The 25,132-nt window shown below is 68.9% G+C and carries 22 protein-coding genes and 4 pseudogenes; 19 read left to right on the top strand and 7 right to left on the bottom strand.

The genetic code is table 11. From position 1 onward, the window contains the following. Positions 1 to 29 precede the first annotated feature (29 nt). Positions 30 to 992 (top strand): sensor histidine kinase, encoded by a 963-nt coding sequence (locus ABZ863_RS32365; RefSeq protein ID WP_358543335.1) that lies wholly within the window; start codon positions 30 to 32, stop codon positions 990 to 992. Beyond that, a pseudogene (locus ABZ863_RS32360) lies at positions 989 to 1,612 on the top strand (response regulator transcription factor); the annotation flags it as partial. The gene ABZ863_RS32365 and the pseudogene ABZ863_RS32360, both read left to right, overlap by 4 nt. A 152-nt stretch (positions 1,613 to 1,764) precedes the next feature. On the opposite strand, the gene ABZ863_RS32355 reads toward ABZ863_RS32360, so the two are convergent. After that, on the bottom strand, positions 1,765 to 2,235 hold the full coding sequence (locus ABZ863_RS32355; RefSeq protein ID WP_358543333.1) for a MarR family transcriptional regulator: 471 nt from the start codon (positions 2,233 to 2,235) through the stop codon (positions 1,765 to 1,767). A gap of 116 nt (positions 2,236 to 2,351) precedes the next feature. Here ABZ863_RS32355 and ABZ863_RS32350 point away from each other — a divergent pair, with 116 nt between their 5' ends. After that, the gene (locus tag ABZ863_RS32350; protein ID WP_358543331.1) at positions 2,352 to 2,708 is read left to right on the top strand and encodes a cupin domain-containing protein; all 357 of its coding nucleotides are present in this window, start codon (positions 2,352 to 2,354) and stop codon (positions 2,706 to 2,708) included. 134 nt (positions 2,709 to 2,842) lie between these two features. Here the strand turns inward: ABZ863_RS32350 and ABZ863_RS32345 are convergent. After that, a pseudogene (locus tag ABZ863_RS32345) lies at positions 2,843 to 3,166 on the bottom strand (transposase); the annotation flags it as partial. A gap of 70 nt (positions 3,167 to 3,236) precedes the next feature. Between ABZ863_RS32345 and ABZ863_RS32340 the strand changes: the two are divergent. Beyond that, the gene (locus ABZ863_RS32340) at positions 3,237 to 4,520 is read left to right on the top strand and encodes a DUF222 domain-containing protein (protein ID WP_358543328.1); all 1,284 of its coding nucleotides are present in this window, start codon (positions 3,237 to 3,239) and stop codon (positions 4,518 to 4,520) included. 66 nt (positions 4,521 to 4,586) lie between these two features. On the opposite strand, the gene ABZ863_RS32335 is transcribed toward ABZ863_RS32340, so the two are convergent. From ABZ863_RS32335 to ABZ863_RS32325, 3 genes are read right to left on the bottom strand one after another with little or no spacing between them, the layout of a single operon-like run. Next, a complete protein-coding gene (locus tag ABZ863_RS32335; protein ID WP_358543359.1) occupies positions 4,587 to 5,231 on the bottom strand; it encodes a CPBP family glutamic-type intramembrane protease in 645 nt (214 codons plus the stop codon). A 5-nt stretch (positions 5,232 to 5,236) separates the two neighbouring features. Continuing rightward, on the bottom strand, positions 5,237 to 6,067 hold the full coding sequence (locus ABZ863_RS32330) for a SagB/ThcOx family dehydrogenase (RefSeq protein ID WP_358543326.1): 831 nt from the start codon (positions 6,065 to 6,067) through the stop codon (positions 5,237 to 5,239). Positions 6,068 to 6,097: 30 nt separating this feature from the next. After that, a complete protein-coding gene (locus tag ABZ863_RS32325) occupies positions 6,098 to 6,547 on the bottom strand; it encodes a YcaO-like family protein (RefSeq protein WP_358543323.1) in 450 nt (149 codons plus the stop codon). Between the two features lie 39 nt (positions 6,548 to 6,586). Between ABZ863_RS32325 and ABZ863_RS32320 the strand changes: the two genes are divergently transcribed. From ABZ863_RS32320 to ABZ863_RS32275, 10 genes are all read left to right on the top strand, one after another. Further along, entirely contained in the window at positions 6,587 to 7,273 is a 687-nt protein-coding gene (locus ABZ863_RS32320; RefSeq protein ID WP_358543320.1) for a class I SAM-dependent methyltransferase, read from the top strand. Positions 7,274 to 7,297: 24 nt separating this feature from the next. Beyond that, the gene (locus ABZ863_RS32315) at positions 7,298 to 8,020 is read left to right on the top strand and encodes a response regulator transcription factor (protein WP_358543318.1); all 723 of its coding nucleotides are present in this window, start codon (positions 7,298 to 7,300) and stop codon (positions 8,018 to 8,020) included. An 86-nt stretch (positions 8,021 to 8,106) separates the two neighbouring features. Next, positions 8,107 to 9,408: a hypothetical protein gene (locus ABZ863_RS32310; RefSeq protein WP_358543316.1), complete on the top strand. Its 1,302-nt coding sequence runs from the start codon at positions 8,107 to 8,109 to the stop codon at positions 9,406 to 9,408. Positions 9,409 to 9,685: 277 nt separating this feature from the next. Then, positions 9,686 to 10,570, top strand: a complete 885-nt coding sequence (locus ABZ863_RS32305) for a carbon-nitrogen hydrolase family protein (protein WP_358543313.1) — start codon at positions 9,686 to 9,688, stop codon at positions 10,568 to 10,570. A gap of 4 nt (positions 10,571 to 10,574) precedes the next feature. After that, positions 10,575 to 11,366: an ABC transporter ATP-binding protein gene (locus ABZ863_RS32300; RefSeq protein WP_358543311.1), complete on the top strand. Its 792-nt coding sequence runs from the start codon at positions 10,575 to 10,577 to the stop codon at positions 11,364 to 11,366. Continuing rightward, entirely contained in the window at positions 11,363 to 12,133 is a 771-nt protein-coding gene (locus ABZ863_RS32295; protein WP_358543308.1) for an ABC transporter permease, read from the top strand. Before ABZ863_RS32300 ends, ABZ863_RS32295 begins: the two co-directional genes overlap by 4 nt. Further along, positions 12,130 to 13,158: an ABC transporter substrate-binding protein gene (locus tag ABZ863_RS32290; protein ID WP_358543305.1), complete on the top strand. Its 1,029-nt coding sequence runs from the start codon at positions 12,130 to 12,132 to the stop codon at positions 13,156 to 13,158. Before ABZ863_RS32295 ends, ABZ863_RS32290 begins: the two co-directional genes overlap by 4 nt. Beyond that, positions 13,155 to 13,328, top strand: coding sequence for a hypothetical protein (locus ABZ863_RS32285; RefSeq protein ID WP_358543302.1), 174 nt, complete (start codon positions 13,155 to 13,157; stop codon positions 13,326 to 13,328). Before ABZ863_RS32290 ends, ABZ863_RS32285 begins: the two co-directional genes overlap by 4 nt. Next, positions 13,318 to 14,688 (top strand): amidase, encoded by a 1,371-nt coding sequence (locus tag ABZ863_RS32280; RefSeq protein ID WP_358543299.1) that lies wholly within the window; start codon positions 13,318 to 13,320, stop codon positions 14,686 to 14,688. The genes ABZ863_RS32285 and ABZ863_RS32280 overlap by 11 nt, the downstream gene beginning before the upstream one ends. Beyond that, positions 14,675 to 15,883, top strand: a complete 1,209-nt coding sequence (locus ABZ863_RS32275; RefSeq protein ID WP_358543297.1) for an MFS transporter — start codon at positions 14,675 to 14,677, stop codon at positions 15,881 to 15,883. Before ABZ863_RS32280 ends, ABZ863_RS32275 begins: the two co-directional genes overlap by 14 nt. Positions 15,884 to 15,915: 32 nt before the next feature. Here ABZ863_RS32275 and ABZ863_RS32270 read toward each other — a convergent pair. Together ABZ863_RS32270 and ABZ863_RS32265 are read right to left on the bottom strand one after the other, a co-directional pair. After that, positions 15,916 to 16,581, bottom strand: a pseudogene (locus tag ABZ863_RS32270) (GntR family transcriptional regulator); the annotation flags it as partial. A 35-nt stretch (positions 16,582 to 16,616) separates the two neighbouring features. After that, a complete protein-coding gene (locus ABZ863_RS32265) occupies positions 16,617 to 17,495 on the bottom strand; it encodes an alpha/beta fold hydrolase (protein ID WP_358543294.1) in 879 nt (292 codons plus the stop codon). 65 nt (positions 17,496 to 17,560) lie between these two features. On the opposite strand from ABZ863_RS32265, the gene ABZ863_RS32260 reads away from it, so the two are divergent. The 5 genes and pseudogenes from ABZ863_RS32260 to ABZ863_RS32240 form a co-directional block, all read left to right on the top strand. Next, entirely contained in the window at positions 17,561 to 17,776 is a 216-nt protein-coding gene (locus tag ABZ863_RS32260) for a tautomerase family protein (RefSeq protein WP_358543291.1), read from the top strand. A gap of 435 nt (positions 17,777 to 18,211) precedes the next feature. Further along, a pseudogene (locus ABZ863_RS32255) lies at positions 18,212 to 18,322 on the top strand (IS982 family transposase); the annotation flags it as partial. Positions 18,323 to 18,439: 117 nt separating this feature from the next. Then, positions 18,440 to 19,726 (top strand): acyltransferase domain-containing protein, encoded by a 1,287-nt coding sequence (locus ABZ863_RS32250; protein WP_358543288.1) that lies wholly within the window; start codon positions 18,440 to 18,442, stop codon positions 19,724 to 19,726. Next, positions 19,723 to 24,450 (top strand): SDR family NAD(P)-dependent oxidoreductase, encoded by a 4,728-nt coding sequence (locus ABZ863_RS32245; protein ID WP_358543286.1) that lies wholly within the window; start codon positions 19,723 to 19,725, stop codon positions 24,448 to 24,450. Before ABZ863_RS32250 ends, ABZ863_RS32245 begins: the two co-directional genes overlap by 4 nt. 156 nt (positions 24,451 to 24,606) lie before the next feature. Then, positions 24,607 to 25,132: beta-ketoacyl synthase N-terminal-like domain-containing protein (locus ABZ863_RS32240; protein WP_358543283.1), on the top strand; the 526-nt coding region annotated here is incomplete at its 3' end.

Here is a 25,132-nt window from a genome sequence, read left to right as displayed (position 1 = left end):
GCCGCGCACGGCGACCACGGGGACGCGCGGTGGCGTGGTGTACCTCGCGGGGGCCGGTGGTGCTGCTGGTCCTCGCCGTGCTGGCCTCACCCATTGCCTGTGCGCTGCTGGTGGTGCTCTACACGCACGCGTACTGGCTGCTGGACCGGGTTTGGCTCGCGACGGTCATCATCGCCGTCGCCACGGCCGCGACCGGATCGGCGGCGGCACGGCACCTCGCGGGAAGCGACATGACCAACGCCGCTGTCCTCGGCATCGGCGTGAGCACCTTCGTTCTCGGCAGCAGCATCGGCCTGCTGATCCGGCGGCAGGTGGAGCAGGGGCGGCAGCGCGATCAGCTGATGAGGGACCTCGAACAGACCCGCACGGAGCTGGCTGCGGCGCATCGCCGGGAGGGCGCGGCCGCCGAGCGGGAACGGATGGCCAGGGAAATCCACGACACCCTCGCACAGGGCTTCACCAGCATCGTCATGCTGGTCCAGGCGGCGGACGCGGCTGCCGACACCGATCTGGAGCTGACGCACCGTCGGCTCGAGCTCGCCGAGCGGACCGCTCGCGAGAACCTGGCGGAGGCGCGGCTGCTGGTCAACGCGCAGCGGCCGGCCGGGCTGGAGCAGTCCAGCCTGGACCAGGTGGTGCGCAGGCTCGCGGAGCAGGCAGCCGAGCTGGCCGGGCTCGACTGCACGGTGCGGACCGCGGAGTTCGCCGGCAAGCTCACCGCGAACCAGGAGGTGACCATCGTCAGGGCAGCGCAGGAGGCGCTGGCGAATGTCCGCAGGCATGCGCAGGCGTCCAGGATCACGGTCTGCCTGCGCTCAGCCGAGGAGGGCACGGTGCTCGAGATCATCGACAACGGCAAGGGGTTCCCTGCCGGCGAGGTGGCCGGCTTCGGCCTGACGAGTATTCGATCGCGAACCGAGGAGGTCGGCGGCACCGTGACCATCACGAGCGCACCGGGCGAGGGCACACACGTGCGGATGGTGATCCCATGACCGGCGCGGACAAGCCACTGCGGGTGCTGGTCGCCGACGATCACCCCGTCGTTCGAGAGGGTCTGCGTGGCATCCTCACCGTCGACGGCAGCATCACGGTCATTGCCGAGGCCGACTCGGGGGAAGCCGCCATCGAGGAGGCGCTGCGGCTGCGCCCGGACTTCGTCCTGATGGACTTGCGGATGCCGGACGTCGACGGGGCGACGGCGACCGCGCGGATTCTGCGCGAGGCGCCCGAGGTGCGCGTACTCATCCTGACCACCTACGACTCGGACGGCGACATCGTTCGCGCCGTGGAAGCCGGTGCGGCAGGCTACCTGCTCAAGGACACGCCGCGGCGCGAGCTCACCAAGGCAGTGCACGACGCGGCCCGCGGCGAGACGGTGCTCGCGCCGGACGTCATGCGGAAGCTGCTGGACCACGTGCGCATGCCGTACCGCGAGCCGCTCACCGCCCGCGAGAAGCAGGTACTGCGGCTCGTCGCGCAGGGGCTGACCAATGCCGAGGTCGGTGCCGAGCTGTCGATCGGCGAGGCGACGGTGAAGAGTCACCTGCTGAAGATCTTCAACAAGCTGGGGGTCTCGGATCGTACCGCCGCTGTCACGACCGCCATGGCGCGGCGGCATCCTGCCACCTGCGCGTTGAGAGGCAGTACTGGAGCACAAATCCGCTCGAGTCCAAACAGGACTTGTCGCTCGAAAACCCTGCTGCAACTGCTGATACGTCCGCGGATAATCGATACCTGACACCGATCCGCCCTGCACTACCTGAGCTATTGACCGCTGATCCAACCGGGCATGTCGAGCCGCGCCGCCTGCGGTGGGGTTACCTTCCGTAGGTCGTCTTCCAGGGCGCGAAGGCGTAGCGTGCCGAGGGTTTTCGCCCATTGCGCGCGTAGCTGGTCGAAGATCCGCGCTGACTTGATCAGGCAGTCGCCGCCGCGGTCGGTCAGCCGCACCAGCATCCGCCGGCCGTCGCCGGGATCTCGCTCGCGGCGGACATAGCCCAACCGCTCAAGGGCGTCGATGGTCTTGCCGGCGGCCTGTTTGGAAATTCCGAGCGCGCGACCGAGCTCGACCGCTGTGGTGCCGTCCTGGCCGATGGCTTGGAAGACGAACCCGTGCATCGGGCGCACATCGGGGTGGCCTTGGCGGGCCAACTCGGCGTGCAGGTCGTCGATCAGGCTGCGAAACCCGAACAACAGGCGCAGCGGCAGCTCGTAACCGGGGGGATCATTTGACATAGTAGACAACCTGGTTGACTATATGGACAAGGTTGTTGTCTATCTTAGTGAGAGTGGTGGTCATGCCGGTCATTCGCGCCGCAGACAGCCGTCGAACCGAAACCCCCAACGCAGTGATGACCACGCTGGCATCGCCGACCCAGGGTGGCAGCCGGCACGCGGTGTGGAAAGTGGACATGGCGCCCGGAGCCTCCGGGCCGGCGCATGCCTTCGACACCGATCAAATATGGACTGTGCTGGACGGCGCTGCGCGCATCGACCTCGACGGCGAGGCCATCACCGTCGCGTCCGGCGACACGCTGATCATGCCAGCGGACGCGCAACGTCAGGTGTTCGCCGACGCCGACGATGGCTTGACGGCCATCGTGTGCGCGCCGGCCAGCACCAGGGTGTACCGCCACGATCCCTCGGCTGGCGTTCCAGCGGTCGCGACTCTTGACGGCGACAAGATCCTGCCGGACTGGATCGCCTAGGCTGCTTGTTCATCAGGTCGTTCGACCAGCCGGCCGTTGTCGAATCGTGCGCCAGCTCGGAGTACGCCCCAGAAGCCGAGCGCCCCATCGCCAACAGCCAGCACTGGCGCGCACATCCCGCGACGTTTGCAGTCTCGGCTCACGAGGGTGGGTAGGGGGTACGGGTCGGTGTTCACGGCTTGTTGGAGGAGGCGGCAGAAGAGCATGCCTCGACTGGTGACGCGGCGACGGTTGAAGCGGAAGGCGAATTCGTCGAGGTAGTAGGGCATGTGGGCGTCATCGACGCGGTAGTGCAGAGTGTCGATCAGCCAGCGCTTCAGCAGTGAGGTGACGAGGTGCGCGCCGGGGAGCACGGTGGACGGATCATCGGTTCGGTAACCGTCGACACCGGCGTGGGTGTAGACCCTGCTTGGTACGCCAGGGCCCGCCACCGGTCCACCCTGCGCTACCTCAACCACGAGATCAGATCACCGCATCCCAGCAGAAATGTATCGAACACATGTTCGAGTATTGTGGTAGGCTGTGTTTGTGTGCGAGAGCGTGACCTCCCCGATGTCGTTGGGAGACAAGGAGCTTCTGGCCGCCCTGCGAGAGAAGGAGCAGCGGCGGCGGAATTCCTATGCCGAGGAGTTGGCGTTGATCGCGCAGGTCGAGGCGCGTGGGCTGCCCACCACACATGGCTATTCCGGTATAGGGGCGTTGGTCCGGGAGATGTTCAACCTCAACCCGATCGATGCGCGGCGTATGGTCGCCCACGCCCGCGCGTTGTTGCCCTCGGTCACGACCTCGGGTGCGCCGGTCGCGGCGGAACTGGCCATGACCGCGGACACCCTGCGGAACGGCGCAATCGGGCCGGAGCACGTGGAGGCCATCCATAAGGCGATCCTCCAGCTACCGCTTGACGCTACCGACGAAGACCGGGCAATGGCGGAGAAAATCCTCTGCGAAGCCGCAATCGTGAGCGAGCCCCGGATCATCGCCAGGCTCGGGCGGGAGATCCGGGACCGGTTGGACCCCGATGGCGTCGAGCCGAATGAGGAGGAGTTGGTACGGCCGAAACGGTGGCTGGACTTCCACGAAACCGTCAACGGAGTCACCGGAACATTCGGACTGGACAAAGAAGCCGGGGCGCTCCTGGCCAACCTCCTATCCCCCTTGACCGCGCCCCGATCCAGCGACGACGGCCCGGATTTGCGGAGTCGGGACGAACGCTACGGCGATGCGTTCGCCGAAATCCTCGCCCTCGCGGCTCGTTGTCCGGACACACCCACCGAGGCGGGGGAACCGGTCACGCTACTGGTGTCGGCCACCCTGGACCAGCTCACCACCGGCATCGGCCAGGGCCTCGTGGACGGTCACCTCGCGATGTCGGCGGGGCAGATCCGGCGGATGGCCTGCGACGCGAAAGCCGCTCCCATGGTGTTCGGTACCGCCAGCGAGGTCCTTGACGTCGGGCGGACGACCCGCACGGTTCCCCGAAGCCTCCGGCGGGCCCTGATCCACCGGGATCGCGGCTGTAGCTTCCCGGGCTGTGACCGTAAGGCCAAGTGGTCGCAGGCTCACCACATTGTCCACTGGAGTAACGGTGGACCGACCACATTGGACAATCTCACCCTCGTGTGTGCCTATCACCACCGGGTGGTGCACCACAGCGACTGGGAAATCCGCATGATCAACGGGATTCCCTGGTACATCCCCCCACCCCACATCGACCCCGAGCGCCGACCCCGGCGCAACACGCTGCATACGGTTCACACCTGGCCGAACCCCTGGGACGCCACCCCGCCAGACCCGATGGCGTTGGCATCATGATCAACCAACCTAATGGGTGTTGAACGATCCATGGCCAGTCGAGTGGTCCTGATGGGCGAGCCCGTGTCAGGTGTTCCATCCCTGGGTCGGGGGCAGGGAGGGCGGCCTTGTCACCTTCGGAGGTGGGAGACCCCGTCGCGGCGAGGTGAGCAGCACGACGTTGTGCACGATGTGGCAACAGATCGCGGGTACCAGCCCCGCAGTGAGCGCCAGCGCGGTCAGGATCGTTCCCGTCAACAGGTGATAGGGCAACTGCCGTGTGGTTCCCCGGGGGAGATGCAGCACGGCGAACCCGACGAGAGCCACCGCTGCGGCGGCAACGAGTGGCAGGCCCATGGCCCTCAGCACCGCCAGCGCCGCGAACCGCCAGAGCACCTCCTCCGCGGCGGCGCTGCCGGCCAGCGTGATCAGTTCGCCTGGCCTTGCGGAGCGACGGAACGGCCGTCGTGGGCGACCGGCGAGCCGGGCCACCGCCAGTGGCAGCAACACGCCGATCACCACCGCGGCCAGGAGCCCCACAGCCGGATGCGGGCCGAGCCATCGAACATCTTGGCTCGCCAGCACAGCAAGCAGGCCGAGCACGATCGTGGCGCAGGCGTATACCGCGACCGGTCGGCGGCGAACAGTCGTCGGCAGCAGCCCGGTCCGGCCCGCGGCCAGGGCGCGCAGCGCCCACGGCAGGCCCAAGTGCGCCAGCACCAGGGCCGCCACGAGGATCAACGGGCCGGTGTACCGACGAGCAGCGCGTACACCGGTGCGTCGTCGACCCCGTTGTGGTCGGGCAGAGCAGCGGTGAGCCGCGAATCGAGGAAGCCGCCCACCGGCCTGCTCGCCAGACCGTGCGCTGTAGCCACGAGCAGGACGTTCTGTGCGAGGTGTCCTGCTTCCATCAACGCGAAGCGAAGTGCGCGCTGCCCGTACTTGAAGCGAGAACGCCAGAACGACGCGGACAGCACGATGGTCATCGCGGCCGTGGCGGGCAGGCCCGGTGGGTTCAGGCCGCTGCACATGCGGTCCAGATCCACGTCACCGAGATCGGCGAGGACCTCGCGGAAGGGGTCGAAGTGGTAGAGCCCTCCCCTGCGCAACTGCGTGACCCGCTGCGCGACGACGAAGATGTCGAGTGGGTACAGCGCACCGCCGGACGGTGTCGGTCGCAGCGCGCGACCGCTGTCCCAGCCAGTGATGCCATAGGTCTGCAACAGCAGGCTGGCGAGCACCGGCAGCTCCACCTCGGCATCGCCGAACGCGTCGGCACTCTGCCGCGCAGTGAGCACATCGGACAGTGCTCCGGTCAGTGGTGCCCGCTCCGGCAACGGAATCGTGGGCCTGCTGGCGTAGCAGCGCGCAGATCGGGTCGTCATCGCGCGCAGCTCGTGCGACCGTTCCAGCGCCTGCGCACCAGGTACGTCCCATTGTGCGCTGGAGAGATAGAGCTTCGACGCCTCGAAGTAGTTCTCAGCCGGATCGTCGATGCCCGGCACCCCGCCACCTGTGTAGACGATGTCCACGAGGTTGGCGCTGTCGACGGTGACTCGTTCGGCCATAGCAGCTCCTTGTCGGCTCGCGGGAAAGGCTCACGGGAAAGGGTGAGGCAGCGGGTTCACCCGGCCGGCCTCCTCGGCCGGCACCAGGCCCAGCGCCACCGGCTTGTCCCACATTCGCCGCCCGCCGAGGAACCGCCGCCGATAACCGGAGTCGAGCGGCTGCAGCTGGGGGGAGAAGACCTTGACCACGTGCCCGCCTGCTTCCGCGACGTCGGGGCTGGTGGTGTCGACCGCGTAGAGGTCGACACCGTCGCCGTGCAGCCGGGCGATCAGCTCGTCCCGCAGCACACCCGGGTTGGCGTCCGGAAGGGACGGGATCTGCGCCAGCGGAACGCGACGTGGATTCGAGGTGAGGAACTCGGTCTCGGGAACCAGCTCTGGGTTCGCATACAGCGAGATGTGGTCGTCGAAGCTCTGCACGGTCTCGTTGAAATCCCCCTCGGGGTCCACGACGTGCCCGTCCCGTTGCTTGAAGATCACCCAGCCACGGTTCCGATCAGCTCCGCCTACGACAGGAGGGTGACACCGGTATTCGCGGCACGGGCCGTCCAGACCGCGCTCGCAGCTCTGGGTAGGAGCCATCGGCAGGTGCTCGAAGTGGGTTGCGGCAGGGGCGACACGCTCCGGCTCGTGGCCGACCTGCTGCCGGGAACGGAGCTGACCGGCATCGATCCGTCCCACGCGGCGATCGCCGCGGCGCGGGAACTGCTCGGCCACGACAGCCGGATCAGCCTGTACCGGCACGCGGCGGAGGACCTGCTCGATGCCGCGGTGGCCGACCGCGTCAGTGAGGCCGACCTCGTTCTCGTCCACCTCACGGTCGGCCTGTGGCCCGATGTGGTCGGTGGCCTTCATGCCTGTGTCGGGCGGCTCTCGCCGGGCGGCCTCTGTTACGTCCTCGACCTGTTGCGGCCGAACACCGAGCACGCGGCCGCCGCCTACCTCGCTCCGGCCCTGACCGGAGACGAGATCCGGTATGTGCGCGACCAGATGGCCGCGTGGTACTCGACCGACGAGGTCGAGTGGCTCGCAGAGAGCGTATGTGGGAACCACGTGGAAGTCAGGCACCGCATAGGGTTCAGCAGTTTTGCGGAGGTGGCCGCCGGCGTCACCGACGTCAGCTCACTGGCGATCTGCGAGCCCACGACAGCTGTTCGTCACACCGAGACAGACAACGTTTTCCAACTGTTTTTCGAACGGTCCTGAAAGAGCGGTAGAAATGGGGGCAAGGTGTTCAAGGCTGCGGTTGACAGAGGTTCCGAGCGTTCTTCCGATCGCCCTCGATGTAAGGTGTTCGTCTTCGACGACGGTTCGGTCATCGCGCGCGGGATGATCGTCGGGCTGAATGCCTGCGATCTCATCGACGTCGTCGGTACCGCACATGGTCGGCCTCGCGCCGTCGACCTGGTGCGCGAAGCCAGACCTCATGCCGTCATCACCACGACTCACCGGGACACACTGGCCCTGGTCACCGAGATGAGGGAAGCGGTGGGCGACACGGTCGCCGTTCTCACGATCGGTGAGCCAGGACCGCTCGTGATCGACCTGCTCTCCACCGGCGCTGTGGCAACGCTGCCGTGGCAGGTATCCGTGGAGCAGTTGTCCCGCGAGATCATTGCGGCCGTGCAGCAGTCGAGATTCCGTTCCTCCACAGTGGATCAGCTCGCCAAGAGTATGCGGCGCACCGGCCCCGACGCCGTCCGGCTGAGCCGGCGCGAGATACAGGTGTTGCGGCGGGCTGCCGCCGGCCAGACGAACTCCCGCGTCGCGCGCGAGCTCTCCCTCAGTGAAGCCACCGTCAAGACCTACTGGCAACGAATCTTCAAGAAGCTCGAGGTCAACGACCGCACGACAGCCGTCACCATGGCCATGACCAGAGGCATGCCGATGATGCGTTGTGGTTGCGGAAGCCCCGTTCCCAGGCCGATGACCCTGGTTGCCGGGGCTTCCTGAGCACCGGTTTCCTCGGTATCTCGCCGACGTGACAGTTGAGCCGAATCTGCCACATCGCGATGCGGGGTGGTCTAGTCTTCTGTGCTGTGAAGGTGGTCTGGTCCCGGCGCGGGAAGCTTCTTGTCGGCGCGGCGGCGGTGGTCGTCCTGGTGCTGGTCGTCGGCGTGGTGCTGGCGTACCCGGCCTGGTCGGCGCGCCGCGGTGCCGACGCACGGTGGGTGGTGGCGTCCAACGCCGACACGGTGCTGGACTATGACGCCGATCGGGTGCTCGTGGAGGACGACGGCCTGCTGACGGTGCTGGACCGGGCGACCGGCGAGGACCAGAGCGCCGGCCGAGTGGACTGGCAGCAGCGTGCCGCGCTCGTCCCCGGCGGTGTGGTCGCCAGCGCGGACGGTTACCTGGCGCTGCGCGACCGGAGCGGCCGGGTGATGTGGGAGAAGACGGACTCGCACACCTTGGTGACCGTCGACATCGGCGCGGGCGTCGCGGTCGTGGCGGTGGAGGGCACCAACCGAGTATCCACGCTCACGGCGCTTGCCCTCACCGACGGAACTCCGAAGTGGACGATCCCGGACCTCGGCCGAGTCGGGAACGTGTCGTTCACCGAGGAACCAGCGCGGCGGCCAGGTGCACTGCGCACCACCCGGTTGATCCCGGTGATCCCGATGTGGGGCTACCCATCGGGCACTGCGGCAACGCCCGCGACATGGCAGTTGGTGTCGGCCGCGACCGGCGAGGTCGTCGCGGAGACCGTCCAGACCGATGACCGAGGCGTTCCCTTCGCTTTCGGGGATGCGGCCATGCACAGCGACTGGCCGAGTTGCGCTGAGGTGGCGCTGATCGGCGGCCCGCAGGTGCGCTGGCCGGACGGGCCACCAGAAGGCACGTGCGGCACGGTCTGGTTGGTGGACCCGGAACGGGTGCTGATCTGGTCGTGGCGAGAGCCAGGCAGTCGCGGCGGTGAGGAAGGGATCCGGCTGTTCAGCCTGAGGACCGCGACCGGGACGGTCACGGAGCTGAATTGGCAGGGCGGGTACCTGGACACGACCGGGGACGAGGGCCGCGAGCTGGCCCGGTCCTGGGGGCGTTACCTCTTCAGCAAGGGCGCCGTGTACGACACGCGCACGGGCGAAGAACGGTGGCGGGCAGAAGAGGTCTGGCTGTCCGGCGACACTGCCGTGACGGTTTCCGGGGTATCCGGCATCGACCGCCTGGCCGCCGGCGCGTCGGACCGCTCCCGCTGGGTTCGGGTGACCGATGCGGCGACCGGCGAACCCAACGGCGGGGCGTACATCACCTTGGGACCGGTCTACAGCGTGACCCCACTCGACCTCGGAGAGGTCTTGGTCCTCGCCGGCGGTGAGGCTGTGTTGCTTTCTCGCTGATCTGAGTTGCCGGATGGTTGGCACCTTAGGCCCCATCCGCGTCCATATCGGACAGCTCCCGCCCGCCGTCCCAGATCATGGAATCGGAACCGCCCTCCAGGTGGCGTTTCCGGTCGCGCCATGAACGATTTTCCTTGAGCCGGGCCCAGATCCCGCACCGGGCCAGGTGGCGTAACTGTCGCGTTACGGCTGGACACCCGGGTGTCATCGGAACGCACCTACCGTTTTCTCCACGCGCCGAGTGCGCAGGCGGAACCAGAGAACGAAGGGTGTCTCGATGGTCAGCACGAAGATCGCGTCGGTGGCGATGCGCGCCGTCCATGATCCCAGGGTGAACCTGTCGGTGATCCTGCGGACCATCGACGAGGCGGCAGCGGCCGGCGCCGATCTCGTGGTGTTTCCGGAGCAATGCTTACAGGGCTACTTGCCGAGCCTCACGCGCTACGACCTCGACCATGTCGCCTACCAGCATGAGCACGCCGAACGGGTGCGCGACGGGCCCAGCGTCAAGGCCGTCGAGCGGGCCGCGCGCAGGCTCGGCGTGCACGTGGTGTTCGGCCTCACCGAACGTGACGAGGATCGCCCCGAGGTGCTCTACAACTCTGCCGTCCTCATTGGACCAGACGGATTGATCGGCCGGTACCGCAAGGTGCACCAACCGGGCGATGAGAAACACATCTACCATCCCGGCCAGGACAGCACCGTCTTCCCGACCCCGCTCGGCAGGATCGGGCTGCTGATCTGTTACGACGCCTGCTTTCCCGAGTCCGCCCGCGCCCTCGCGCTCGACGGCGCCGACCTGCTCGTGCTGCCGACGGCGTGGGCTCTGGAGGGTGGCGCTGCACGCCCTGCCGACGACCGCATGGTCGAGTACTATGACCTGTTCACCCGCGCCCGCGCGCTGGAGAACCAGACGTGGTTCGTCGGCGCCAACCTCGTCGGTCAGCTGGGCGACTTCCACTATCCGGGTTTCAGCCGCGTCGTCGCCCCCGACGGCCGCGTACGAGCCGACACGGGACCACACGAGGGATTCACACTCGCCGAAGTCGACATCGCGGGCGAGATCAGGCATGCCCGCTCTGTCGGCTACCTCGGCTACTCCTTCCTCAAGGACTACCGGCCACTGCCAGTCCGGTCCGACAGCACCATGACACGGAGGTGACCGCATGGCCCACGCCATCGAAGCCCGCGGTATCGGCAAGAACTACGGCGACAACGAGGTCCTGCGCGACATCGACTTCCACGCCAGGCGCGGCGAGTTCGTCTCGTTCGTCGGCCCGTCAGGCTGTGGCAAGTCGACCCTGTTCAACGTCATGACCGGGCTCCTGCCGCCCAGCAGCGGTGACGTACTGGTCCACGGCAGAACGACGACCGGCCGGACGTCCCCGGAGATCGGTTACGTGCTGCAGAAGGACCTGCTGCTGCCGTGGCGGACGATGCTCGGCAACGTCGTGCTCGGCCTGGAAGTGCGCGGCGTGGCACGCAAGGAAGCCACCGAGCGGGCCCGCGAGCTGTTCGCCGCCTATGGCATGGCCGGGTTCGAGAACCGTTACCCGGCGCAGGTGTCCGGTGGCATGCGCCAGCGCGCCGCGCTGATGCGCACAATGCTGCTCGATCCCGAGGTGATCCTCATGGACGAGGCGTACAAGGCGCTCGACTATCCACTGAAGATCCAGCTGGAGAGCGAGCTGCTGGCGATGGTCAGGGAGTCCTCGCGCTGCGTCGTGTTCGTCACGCACGACATCGAGGAAGCCGTCACGCTCTCCGACCGGGTGTACGTACTCAAGGCGCGCCCCGGCCAGATCGTCGAGGAGATCGAGGTCGACCTCGGCGTCAGCTCGACCAGAATCGAGGAACGGCGAATGTCCCCACGCTTCAACGAGTTCTACGAACGGATCTGGCGCGGCATCGACGCGCCCGCCGTCGCGGCGGGAGCCAGCGCAAGGATCGGACGGTGACGCGAAACCGCCACTTTCTCCTGGCCTGCCTGCAGATCACGATCGTCGTCGCACTGCTCGGCGCCTGGGAACTCGGTGTGAGGGCCGGGGTCGTCAACGACTTCCTGTTCTCCAGCCCCAGCGCCGTGCTGGAGACGCTGGGCAGGCGGATCAGCAGCGGCGAGCTGTGGTCCGACATCCTGATCACCATCACCGAGGTCGCCATCGGCTTCGTCATCGGCGCGGTCGGTGGTTCGGTGCTCGGTCTCGCGCTCTGGTACTCGCGCTTCGTCGCCGACCTCACGGCGCCGTTCATCGCCGCGATCGGCGCCATCCCGGTACTCGCCATCGCGCCCATGACGATCATCTGGTTCGGAACCGGCCTGCTGTCGAAGGTCATGATCGTCGCGTTCTCGTGCGTGGTCGTGTCGCTCACCTCGGCCTACCGCGGCGCGCAGCGCGCGGACACCGACCAGATCGACCTGATGCGCTCGTTCGGTGCCTCGAAGGGACAGATCTTCCGCAAGATCGTCGTGCCGGGTGCGATGCCGTGGATCGTGCAGGCCCTCAAGCTCAACGTCGGGTTCGCCGTGGTCGGCGCGATCATCGGCGAGTACATCTCCTCCGACGCCGGAGTCGGCCACATGATCCTGCTAGGTAGCTCCAACTTCAGCGTCAACATCGTCCTCGCCGGACTCGCGGTGGTGATGGTGTTGGTGCTCGTCCTCACCTTCCTGATGAATCTCCTCGAACGTCTCGTTCTCGCCTGGGAAAGGGCTGGAAAATGACCATTACTCACCGCCTGCGCCGCACCCTCGTCGGTGCCGTCTCAGCGCTGCTGCTGCTCTCCGCCTGCGCCACCGGACCAGGTGGACAGTCCGGATCGGACGGTTCTGGTCCGGTGCGGATCAACCAGGCGTTCCAGTCACTGCTGTACCTCCCGCTGTATGTCGCTGAGGACCAGGGCTTCTTCGCGGACGAAGGGGTCGACGTCGAGATCAGCACGGGCGGCGGCGGAACGCAGTCCTGGTCGGCCGTCCTCGGCGGCTCGGCAGACTTCTCCATCCAGGACCCGGTCTTCGTCCCGAAGACACGGGAGTCGGGCGGTGAAGGCGTGGTAGTGGCGGGTGTGCAGGACGCACCTACCGTCTTCATTCTCGGCAAGGACGGCACATCAGTTCAGGACGATCTCTCCACACTGGAGGGAAAGCGCGTCATCGTAGGGCCCGAACCCGACACCACCTGGGCCTTCATGACACACCTCATCGAGCAGAACGGGCTGCAGAACGTGGAACTGGTCAACGTCGCGATCGGCAACGAGCTCGCAGCCGTCGCGAGCGGGCAGGCCGACTACGCGCTCGCAGTCGAGCCGCAGATCAGCGAGGGTGAGCAGCAGGGCCTGCACATCGTGTACTCGTTCTCTGCGAACGAGGACTGGTACCCGTTCGCCTTCTCCAGCCTGACCTCGACGCCCCGGTACCTGAATGCGAACCCCGAGACCGCGCAGAGCGTGGTCACAGCCTTCGAACGGGCCTACCGGTCGATCTACGCCGACCCCGAGGCCGCGGTGACCACAGCGGAGAAGTACTTCCCCGAGATCGACCCGGCGACCGTGCGCGCCGCCGTGGAACGCAACATCGCCGCCAAGGGCTACCCGAGTACGGCGCTCGTGACCAACCAGGCCTGGGACCACAACCTCGAGATCGCCGCCGCAATCGGCAACGTCGAGCAGTATCCCTCCGAGGCGACCAGCTACGAGAACAACGTCAACACCGAGCTGGCGACCAGGGCAAAGGAAAGCGTCGGCGCATGAGGGAGCACCCACCGTCCACTCCGGACGAAGCTGCTTTTCCCAGCCCGGTGGAACTCGGCACGCAGTGGCGGGACGCCGCGCGGCGCGTCGCGGATTTCGTCGAGACGCTGCCGATGGACACCGAGCCCGCGACGCTGTTCCTCCCGGCTGGGAGCGATCGTGACCGGTGAGCGCCTACGTGATATCGCCGGGACCGCGGCAGCGCTGCGCTCCGGTGCCGTCACTGTGCCGTCACTGGTGGAGGAGGCGCTGGAGCGGGCCTCGGCGGCGGCGCACCTGGTGCCCTTCGTGACCGTCCACGAGGAGCAGGCCCGTGCGGCGGCCCGCGGACTGCAACTGTTGCTCGACAACGGCTACGACCTGGGGCCGCTGCACGGGATCCCGGTGTCGGTCAAGGACAACATCGCCGAGGCAGGCAGGCCCAACCGGGCGGGTTCGACGGTGCTCGGAGCCGAGCCCGCCGGCACCGACGCCCCCGTGCTCGGCGCGCTGCGAAGGGCAGGCGCACTGATCGTCGGCAGGACCACGATGCACGAGCTGGCCTGGGGCGGCACGACGGACAACCCGCACGACGGCACGTGCCGCAACCCGTGGGACCCGGACCGGATTCCCGCGGGGTCGAGCGGCGGCTCGGCCGTCGCCGTCAGTGTCGGGGCTAGCCTCGCCGCACTCGGCACCGACACGGGCGGCTCGGTACGCCTACCTGCCGCGGCGACCGGGCTCACGGGCCTGCGGCCCACGATCGGGCGCGTACCGACCGGCGGTGTCGTCCCGCTCGCGTGGACCATGGACACCGTGGGGCCGTTGGCCCCGCGTAGCGCCGACTGCGCCGCGGTGTACCACGCGATCACTGGGCAGGCGGCGCCCGCGCGGCCACCGTCGCTGCGCGGACTGCGCGTGGGGGTGGTCGAGAACTACACGCTCACCGGGCTCGAAGCCGGTGTGGAACGGGCCGTACGCAGGTTGCTCACAACGTTGACCGAGCAGGGCGCCCGTGTCGAGGAAGTACGGCTGCCGGGACTCGACGTCCTTGTGGACGCCCAGATCGTGGTGGACGCCTGCGAACCGAGCGCGGTGCACGCACGCGGTATCCGCGAGCACCCGGAGCGATTCGGGGTGGACGTTCGCGCGCAACTGGAGGCGGGGCACGTCTTCAGCGGGGTGGAGTACGTGCAGGCGCAGCGCTACCGCGCGCACTTGGCGAGCATGGTGTCGGCGCTGTGGGCAGAGCTCGACGTGCTGGTCACGCCGACCGTACCGTTCACCGCGCCACGCTCGGGCCAGCGCGTCATCACGCTGAACGGCCGCGACGAGGACGTGCTGGTGGCGAACATGCGCTTCACGGCGTTGCCGAGTATGGCCGGCCTGCCCGCGCTGTCGTTGCCGTGTGGGTTCGACGACGCGGGCCTGCCCGTCGGGGCCCAGCTGATCGGCCCGGCCTGGTCCGAGGACACCCTGCTGGCCGTGGGTGAGGGGATCCAGCGCGTCACCGACCACCACGGCCGGAGGCCGCCGCATGGCGGATGGTGACGGGCCGGGTGCCCGCCGTATCCGGTCCGACCTCGCCGGTTCCGCGATCACCGCGCTCGCATTGCGCGCGCCCGTTGTCGCCGTCGCGCCCGTCCTCGGGGACGTGCGCGCGGATCTCGGGCTCACAGGCTGGCAGGTCTCACTGCTCGTGACCATCCCGGTGTTGTGCTTCGGGGCGTTCGCGTTCGTGGCCTCACTGTCCGTCGCGAGGTGGGGCCCGCACACCACGCTGGTCCAGTCGTTCGTGGTCGTCCTCGCCGGGCTCGTCGTGCGTGTGCTCGGCAGCGGAACGGCCGCACTGGCCGGGACGTTCCTGCTCGGGGTGGCGATCGCAGTCGCCAATGTCGTGCTGCCGATCGTGGCGAGCACACACAGTGAGCGCGCCGGCAGCGCGCTGACCACGTCGTACGTGACGGCGATGAACATCGGCTCCCTCGCCGCGACACTGGCGACGGCACCGCTGGCTGCGGTCTCGTCGTGGCAGGTGGCGATCACGCTGCCGTATCTGCTCGTGACCATGACCGCGCTCGGGTGGGCGCTGTGGCGACGAGGCCCGGCGGGGTCGGACCGAGAGGTGCCGTCCGCGCCGGGCAGGCGGCTCCGCACGGATCGGGCTGCGTGGTTGCTGTTGCTGGCATTCAGCGGTCAGACGCTGGCTTACTACGGCACGACCTCGTGGCTGCCGACGATGCTGCGTGACGAGCTGGCGCTGACCACAGCCAGCGCGGGGGGCGCCGCGTCGTTGTTCCAACTTGCCGGCGTGCTGGGCCCGTTGCTCGCGCTGCCGCTGTCGAGGCGCCTGTCGCTGCGGGCGTGTTTCGCCCTCGCAGCGTGTGCGTGGATGGTGTTCCCGGCCGGGTTCGTGCTCGCGCCGGGGTTGTGGTGGGTGTGGACCCTGGTGGCGGGTGCCGGGCACGGCGCCGCGTTCGCGGCGGTACTGCTTGCGGTCGTCCGGATCGGGGGCTCCGGCGGGTACGCGCGCCGGGTGTCCGCGTTCGTGCAGGGCGGTGGTTACGCCGTCGGCTCAGCCGGCCCCGTGCTGCTGGGGTTCGCGCTGGGTGTCTCCGGCTCGTGGACGGCTCCGCTGTTGATCGTCGGCGCCGCCGCGGTGGTGCTCGGGGTCGCCGGGGTGTCGTCGACGAGTATCCGGCGTCCGGTGCCGCCGCTGGAGAGGGCGCCTGACGTGGTGCGCTGATAGTCGTTGAGCAGGTAGATCTGGTCGTGCCGGTAGTAGCCCGTCGCGACCTCCACGACCGCGCCGTCGTACTGGTAGGTGTGCCGGTGCTGCACCATGACGGGATCGCCGGGCTCCACCTCCAGCAGCTCGGCGATGGCGGTGTCCGCCCGCGTTGCTCCGGTGCGCACCGAGGCCCAGCCGACAGCGACGCCGTTCTCCTCCAGGAACTCGAACGTGCCGATGGCGGCAGGGGCGGTGGCGGGATCGGGCAGACCGAGCGAGGTGGGCAGGAACGATGTCCAGTGGGTCAGTGGCTTCGGCCCGAAGGTCACCCGCTCCCAATGGCACACCAGCTCGCCGTCGGCGAGGCGCAGCTCGGCGGCGAGCGCGGGAGAGGCGGGCACGACCTCCCACAGCAGGTGCCGGTAGGTGACGCTGGACAGCGCGCCGGGATCGTTCTCCGCGAGGCCCCGCAGCGAGTTCAGCTCGTGCACGACCACATCGGACAGCGGTTGGGTCCCGCGCCCTTGCCGCCTGCGCAGCAGTTTCTCTTCCACCAGCAGCGCAAGGGCTTCCCTGACCACGTTGCGTCCCACGCCGAACGACCGGGCGAGGACATCCTCGCCCGGTAGCGGGCCCGCCGCGTAGGTGCCGTCGACGATGCGGGCACGGAGCAGATCACGTACCACGCGCGACCGGTGAGCCCGACGTCTCATGTAGCCGCTCACGCCACCCATCGTAGGAGGGAGACTCATGCGCAGGTTCTCAGCAGCCGCGGACCTGCCGCGATGCTGGATGTCGCGATCGCGCCGTAGCCAAGAAGAGGCCGGGTGGTGCGGCTGGGTCGTCCGCGACCTCGGCGAGGGACTGCACCGCCACCCCTGCCGCGCGGGCACGAGCCAGCGTCTTCGACCGGCACACCATCTGGACCGAACTCCTGGACGACGGCCCTGCGCCGGGAGGTGGTGAAATCGCGGGCGATGTGCGCGTCGACAAGATCCGCTGGAACCTCTCGCGCCGCGACGCGTACCAGTTCGTCACCTCGGAAGAACTGTTTCCGCCAGCGGTACCAGCCCAGCAGACGTAGTCGGTAACGTAGCGCACCTCTCCAGAGCTCGCCGTCCCCGACGGTGCGGTCGAAACGATGGAGATGCTTGTTTTGATCCTCGTGACTCGAGTCAACCAGGATCAGCTGGGCGACACGCTCGCGATGGCGCGCCGCGTAGAGGCGCGCGATCAGACCACCAACCGAGTGCCCCACGAGAATCACCGGCTCCTTGAGGCCCAAGCCCGCCAGCAGTTGATGGACCTCGTCGGCCATCGTGCTGAGGGTGCGCGGCCACGGGGCCGGATCGCTCCACCCAATCCCGGCCCGATCTACGACCAACACCGTCGAGTCGGTCAAGGAGGTCAGCGCACGCTGCACACGGACCCACTCGACGGCCGGCGTACTCAACGCAGGCAGAACAACCACCACGGGTCTGCCGGAACCGGAACGGATGACGTGCAAGCGTCGATTACCGATGTCAACGAACTCGCCCGGAGCGGAGAAACGCAGGTTGTCCTTGCGTTCAGCGCACCGCTGGTAGAACGCGCTCGCCACCCCGAAAGCGGCAGGAATCGCGGCCAACGCCGCCAGAGCGGTCCGGCTAATCATGATCGGCATGATGCCGGGGCACGTTTAGCATTTACGGCGTGCCGCGCCGAACCGAACTCATCTTCGCTCACACCGAGCGGTGGCTTGACGGGAAGGTAGCCCCATCTCGAACGGAACGCAGGGCTGCACTGGGAGTTCCACATCGACGCGCGACCGGCGACGACCTCTGGATGCTCAACGGGATCGTGCCGCCCCCGGCAGACTCCGACGCCGAGAAGCTCTGGGCCGAGAACAACTCGGCGGCACCCTACTGACCGCGCCGCCGGTACCGCCCCGGAACAGAAGACCGTTATGGGCGCGGGATAGTTTGTCCGGGAGCACGCCCTCGACAGGTAGGCGGCTGTCGTAGTCACCACAGTGATCTAACGGTTGCGCGGACCGCGCCGCCGCCCATCCATGGCCTACGCTCGCCGGAACGCGTGCGCGTCCGGTCACCGGCCGCGCCGAAGACCGGAACCCCTGTTGTTGCCACCCGCCACCGTCTACAAAGCACTGGCCGCCCCCGGGGCACTGCGCGTCTGGCTGGCCGAGCGCGCTGACGTCGCCCAGCCCACCACTTACACCTGAGCTTCGCGTGGCCCTTCGACAACGAGGAAGAAGGCTTTGCGGCCGCCTTTGGGCCGGGCGGGGCCAGGTACCGGCCGCGGGCAACACCGTGCTCGCGTTTGGCCGGGGTGCCGCGTTCGGGAGATGGCGTAGCGGCCCGAGGCGCCCAACGCATCCTCGCTCTGGGCGCCGCGATCTGGCACAACTGGGCCACCAATGCTCGCGTCAAACGCTCACTGATCGCCTACGACTAAAGATCCAGGAATCAACCATCTAGACCTAGCGCGCGACCCGTCCGCATGCGCTTACTAGTAGTAGTCAATCAGTTGCATTCAGTGTCTGCGTCGAGCGCAGGGATCGAGGTCATCCGGATGTCCGAACGTGTCGCCTTTCTCTTTCCCGGACAGGGTTCCTACCTGCCCGGCGCACTGGCTGAAGTCGCCGGCTCGCCCGCCGTCCACGAGGTGCTGACCACCGTGGACACGGCGGCCGCCAAGTACGGGCACTCCCCGGTGTCACCCTTGGTGCTCGATCCGGACAGCCCCAGTCTGGACGCGATGCTGGTGGACGCCCCGGACCGAATCCAGCTGGGGATCTTCGCGACGTCGGTGGCGCTTGCCGCGATGCTGGACACCGAATACGGCGTGCGGCCCGAGGTGGTGTTCGGTCACAGCTTCGGCGAGGTCGCGGCCTTGACCGCGGCAGGAGCACTCAGTGTCACGGATGGGACGCGGATGGTGTGCGAGCGGGTGTCTGCGCTGCGCCGGGCCGGTCTGCCCGACGGCGGCATGGTGGCAGTCGAACTGAGTGCCACGCGCACCGAGCACCTGCTCGCGGCGGTGGACGACTGGACCCTCGCCCTGGCCGGTGAGAACGCGCCGCGGCAGAGCCTGGTGTCTGGACCGGTCAGCCGGCTGGACGGTTTCACGGCCGCCGCGCGGGCACTCGAGGTCACGGTGACCAAGTTGCGAGCTCCGCACGCCTTCCACAATCCCGCCCAGCGCGCAGCTGCGGACCTGTTCGCCACCGGGCTGCAGGATATCCCGATCGTCGCACCGCGTTCGAAGTTCTACTCCGACCTGCACGGACGGTTCATCGACTCCCCGGAGACCATCAGCGAACTGTTGGTGGAGCACTTGGTGGCCCCCGTGCGGTTCCTCTCCTCGATGCGCGCACTGCATGACGGAGGGGTGACCCGGTTCGTGGAGTGCGGAGCCCGGGGCGTGCTGACCGGTCTGCTGGCGCAGTGCCTGCCCCCAGTGACCACTGTGGCGCCGCTCCGCAGCCGGGCCGGGCGCGAAGAGATCCTTGCCCTGTTCGAGATCCACACCAGCGGCCTGCCCCCGACGAAGCCGTCCGCCACGCGCGAGGACGGAGACGCACGGCGAGCCGAGGAACCCGTCGAGGACCTGATCACCGAACAGCTGCGCCGCATGTACGCCGATGCCCTGGAGTACCCGCAGGATGTGCTCACCGACGACGCCGAACTGGAAGCCGACCTCGGAGTCGACTCGCTGAAACAGACCTCGCTACTCAGCCAGGCGCTCGACCACTTCGGTGTCGCCGACGTCGCGGGCGATATCCAGCCCACCGAGTACCAGACCATCGCCGCCGTCGCCGACCTGCTGCGGGAACTCCGGTCGAGGCAGGCAGCATGACGCGCCGGGATCTCCCCGCACACTCCGCACAGCCGGCACCCGGCACCGCCTCCACACCTCACGTCGCAATCGTCGGTATGGGAATCGCAGTGCCCGGCGCCAGCACCCCGGACGAGTTCTGGGCGCTGTTGAACTCCGGTGAGCCGGTGTTCGGCGAGCCGGGCGACCGGTACCGGCTGCAGTCGTTCTGGCACCCCGATCCCGCCGCCGCAGACCGCACCTACGCTCGCACCAGCGGCTACCTGACCGACCTGCCCGCTGACCCGGCGGGATGGCTACGGCACTGCGTCGAGCAGGCGATGGCCGGAGTCGCTCTACGCACGGAGGACCGCTGGTCCTGCGTCGTCGGCGGTTTCGTGGACGGTAACCCGGCCATGGAGGAGACCGCGCTGGTTGAAACCGTCGCCGACGGCATGGCGGGAGACCGGGGCGAGCACGAGGTCGATCGACTCCGCGCGGCACTGCGCCGCCGCTACCACCACGCTCGCGACCAGCCGAGCAAGGTGCTGCCGGACAGGGCCGTGCGCGGCGCGGTGGCCGGTCTGCTGCCAACGGACGCGGACGTGCTTGTCGTCGACGCCGCCTGCGCGTCGTCGCTGTACGCGCTCGACCTCGCGGTCGGCGACCTCCTCAGTGGCGAACGCACCGTCGCCTGCTGCGGCGGCTACTTCGCCGTCACCCCCCGGTTCAACGTGATGTTCGCCAAGCTGAACGGACTCAGCCACACCGGCCGGGTGCGGGTGTTCGACGACGCCGCAGACGGCACGCTGTTCTCCGACGGCGCGGGCGCGCTGGTGCTGAAAACCCTCGACCGCGCGCTCAGCGACGGCGACGACATCCTCGGCGTGGTCGCCGGCACCGGGACCTCGTCAGACGGCGCGGGAAAGTCCATCTACGCGCCGAACCCGCACGGACAGCGCATCTGCCTCCAGCGCGCGTGGCGCGCTGCCGGTGTCGGTCCCGGCGACATCGACTGGCTCCTCGCGCACGGCACGGGCACACCCGCAGGCGATGCGGCGGAACTGTCCGCGCTGACCGACCTCGCCGTGCGTGAGGGGTGCCCGTGCACCTCGACCAAGTCCCTTGTCGGGCACACCGGCTGGGGCGCGGGCGTGGTGTCGGTGATCCACGCGCTGCTCGCCCTGCGGCAGGGCGCCATTCCCGGCCAGCGGCCCCTTGACCACCCGAGCCAGCGGGTGCGGCACGCGCCCGTGACGGTCCCCACCCGGCCCGTCGCGTTCCCGGAGCGGGTGAACGGGCCACGCACCGTCGCCGTGTCGGCGTTCGGGTTCGGCGGTGCCAACGCCCACGTGGTGCTTCGGGACCAGCCGGCGGCCACGCAGGCGGGCACCACCACCTGGTCTGCTCCACACGACCCGTACGTGCTCGTGGCTTGGAGCGCGGTCCTGCCCGGTGCTCCCAGCAGGTCGGAGATCACCGACCTGCTGGACGGCGGCCTGCTGGGACCGGAGCACCAGGTGTTTCCGCCGGACGAGCCGTTGCCTGGCTTCGCCGAGACCAAGTTGCCGCCGTTTGTGCTGCGAGCCATCGACCACGGCCAGCGGCTGGGTCTACGCGTCGCTGCCCGGTTCGCCGAGGAGCACGGCGAGCTGTGGGAGTCGGTGCGGGATACGACCGGGGTGGTGGCTGCCCAGCTAGGACCGACCAGGCTGTCCATGGACAACCTGGTGCGCTGCTATCAAACCGACCTCGAAGGCGCGTTCGACGGCGACGATGCCAAGGCATGTGCGCAGTTCGTCTCCGAGGTGTGTGACCGGGTGCCGGCCACCGAGGAGCAGACCGCGCCAGGCACGCTCCCGAACGTCGTAGCCGGGCGCGTCGCCGCCCGCCACGACTTGCACGGCCCGACGCTGGCGGTGGACAGCGGTCTGACCGCGGTCCGGCTCGCGTGCCGCTACCTGCGTGGTGACACCGACCTGGTCCTGGTGCTGGGTGTGAACGCCAACAGCGGGCGGGATTTCGCGGCGTTCGCCGACGTCGAGCCGGACCGGATCGCGGAGGGGGCGTTCCTGATCGCGATCAGCACCCAGTCGACCGCCCAGGCTCGGGGCTGGCCCAAGCTGGCCACCATCCAGCCCGTGGACGCGCATGCCGAGGACACGCCCCGCCACCGGATCGACTGTGCGCCGGAGAGTGGCCCCAGGTACTTGGGCGCGGATGGCGTCGTGTCCGTGCTGCGGGCGCTGCGGGCGAACCAACCGGCGGTCATCATCCCCGACAGCCCGCGCGACGGCGTCGCGCTGGCGGTGACCCCGAACGCACCGACCGGACCGCGGCGGGAGACCACCCCGTTCGTCCGCGCCTTCCGGGCCGGCGGGTCGGTCCGGGTGCGCACCGAGACACCAGCAGTGCCGCCGGGAAGCCTTGTGCTGGCTGGGTCGGCACAGCTCGCTAACGCGATGGCTGACCAGGTCCGGAAGGCGGGGGCTCGGCTGGTGGTCGCCGATCCCGCCGTTCCCGCCGCCGAGGCGGCCCGGTCGGTCACCGAACCGGCTACCGACCACCTCAGAGTGCTCGTGTCGCTGCACGACACGCCCTGGCCGCGCCCACCAGACGCCGCGCTGATGCGGCTGCACGACCTCGCATTCCTCGCCGCGAGCGCGCACCGGGACCGGTTACGCGTCGGCGGCAGCTACGCCGCGCTGGTGCTGGACCCGTTTACCGGCGGCCGCACCCATCCACATGGAGGGCTGTTCACCGGCCTGCTGCGGGCGCTGCGCAGGGAGCTCGCGGACTGCCTCGTATACACGCTCGTCAGCGACGCCCCGACTGTCGCCGCGGGCCTGGCGGGCTTGCAGGCCGAATCGGCGCTCGCTCGCGGCACGCCGGTAGCCAGGAACCGGGCCGGTGACCGAGAGCAAGAGGTGCTGGATCCGCGACCGCTGGTCCCCAGCCGCGGCGAGGTCCCACTGGACGCCTCCTCGGTCGTGGTGGCCGTCGGCGGCGCCAGGGGAATCACCGCGGCGGTGGTACGCGAGATCGCCCGCACGGCCGCACCGCGCATCTGGCTCCTCGGGACGACGGAGATCACCGCGGACGCGGCCCGCGGCCCAGCCCCCGCCCTGGCCGATGTCCTGGCCAGCGAACCGGAACTCGGTGTGCCCGCAGCCCAGCAGCGCCTGGACCACCTCCGCAGGGTCCGTGAGGCGGCGACCACCCTGGCCGAACTGCGTGCGCTGTGCGGCGACGAACGGGTGCACTACCTGCGCTGCGACGTCACCGATCCCGCCGCCGTGCGTGCCGCCGCTGAACGGATCCACACCACCGACGGCGCAGTCGACCTGATGATCAATGCCGCTGGGGTGGTGAACTCGGCGGCGCTGAGCACCAAAACCCTGGCCGACTTCAGGGCAACCAGGGACACGAAGCTGCTGGGGTACCACCACCTCAAAGCAGCGTTTTCTGCCAGGCCTCCCGGCCAGTGGTGGAACTTCGGCTCGAACGTGAGCGTGCTCGGTATGGCGGGCGACGCCGACTACACCGCCGCCAACGAATTCCTCGCCCTCGCCGCGGAGTCCGAACAGGATGGTCAGGATGGTAATGAGGTCACGCTCTGCTGGCCCGTCTGGGCGGAGACCGGCCTCGGCGCGAGCGCCATATCCCGAGCCGTCCAGGAGCGGCTTGGCATGTTGAGCGCGATTTCGACCGAGGAGGGCACCGCGCACGCCATGGCCGAGCTCACAGCCCCCGCCCCCCGCCGCCGTTCGGTCTACTTCCTTGGTGCGCGGGAGATCCGCTGCCTAGGCGAGGACGCGCCGAGCGCGGTGAACCAGTCAAGGTGGGTCAGCCGCCTGGACCCCGACCACGCCGCCGGCGAGAACCGGTGGAGGTTGACACCAACCCCGGCGGACCGGGAACTGCTCGCGGCCCACCTCATCCGCGGCCGGGCGAGCGCCCCAGGGGCCGTGCTGCTCGACTTCGCGGCCGAGATCGCCGCGAAGACGCGTCCCGGTCTGGCGGTCACGGCGATCACCGACGTCCGGTTCGACCGGTACCTGCGGGTCACCGCGGACGGGAGCCTTCCCCCTATCTGGGGCGCGGCCACCCCCATGCACGATGACACCGCCGACGACCAGACCGAGGGCGTCACCCGGGTGCGGGTCGAGATCGGGACGGTCCCACGCCGCACGGGACAGCGGTTGATCTGCGCTGTCGCCGTCGTGCACCTGCAGCCACCCGGGCCACGCTCCCGGCCGGCCGCGCCGGCTCCCCCGACATCCCGCGGCACGGACTCGCTCGACCCCTATCAGGACCCGAGGTCGCCGGTAGCGCTCAGCGGTGCGTTCCGGGCGCTGGAGCGGCCGATCGCCCGACCGCTCGGCGGGTCGGCCACGGCCCGGCTCAACGGGCTTCTCCCGCCCCCGGGGGAAGGGCGCAACCACTTGCCCGTCATCACACTCGACTGCCTGTTCCGCGTCCGGGCACAGACCGTCGACCCCGACGACACCGTGACGCTTGCTGTCGGCGTGCCTACCGCGATCTCCCGGCTGGACCTTTACACCGACGAGGACGACAGCCACCTCGCCCGCACATTCGGCGAGCTCACCCTGCTGCACCACGACGGTGGCGACCCGGCGGGCGGAGACCTGCTGGCCCTCGCGCCCGGCGGCGACGTGCTGCTACGGGTACGCGGCCTGCGCACACACGTGCTGGCCCGGTTCCAGCCCACCGCACCACGCGAGCGTCGCTGGCACCAGTGCTGACCGCGCGATCCGGCACACCGTCCACCACATCACAGACGTGCCGCGCCTGATGGCCGGCTACGCCGCCAGCCGATTCACCGACTGCCCGCTGTACCGCGTGAACGAGAGCTGACCGGTGCGGAACCGGTCCCACCACGACCCGAGAGGCCGAGCCCAGTGAACGAGGACACCACCATCGCCATCGTCGGCATGGGACTGGCACTGCCCAGAGCGAGTTCCCCGGAGGAGCTGTGGTCGCTGCTCACCCGGGGTGAGCCGATCTACAGTGGACAGCCCGACACCATCGGATTCGACGACTTCACCTCCGAGGACCCGGACTGTGTCGTATCCAGCACAAGCCGGCGGTTCGGCGCGCTGGCTGACCTGGCCGGCCACCCCCGCCTGCGCCACGAAACCTCGGCCGGCACCGCGCCGGTCAGCCTGTCCACGCGCTGGCTGCGCCACAGCCTCCTACAGGCCGTGAACACCACCACGGTGCGGCCCCGCGACCGCTGCCACTTCACCGTCGGCGTCGGAGCCACGTCCATGCTCAACCTGGAGGAGGCGCTGGTTGTCGAGACCGCCGCCCACCAGCTCGCCGAGCTGGCCTTCGGCGGCGACCCTGACGGTCCGCGACGGGTGCGCGAGATCCTGCTCCGCCGCTACCCGCACGCCGGACCGCATCCGCAACGCTTCCTGCCAC

The organism is Saccharomonospora sp. NPDC046836 (assembly GCF_040645195.1).
In the GTDB taxonomy this organism is placed as follows: Bacteria; Actinomycetota; Actinomycetes; order Mycobacteriales; family Pseudonocardiaceae; genus Prauserella_A.
This window is presented reverse-complemented; position numbering and strand designations above follow the sequence as displayed.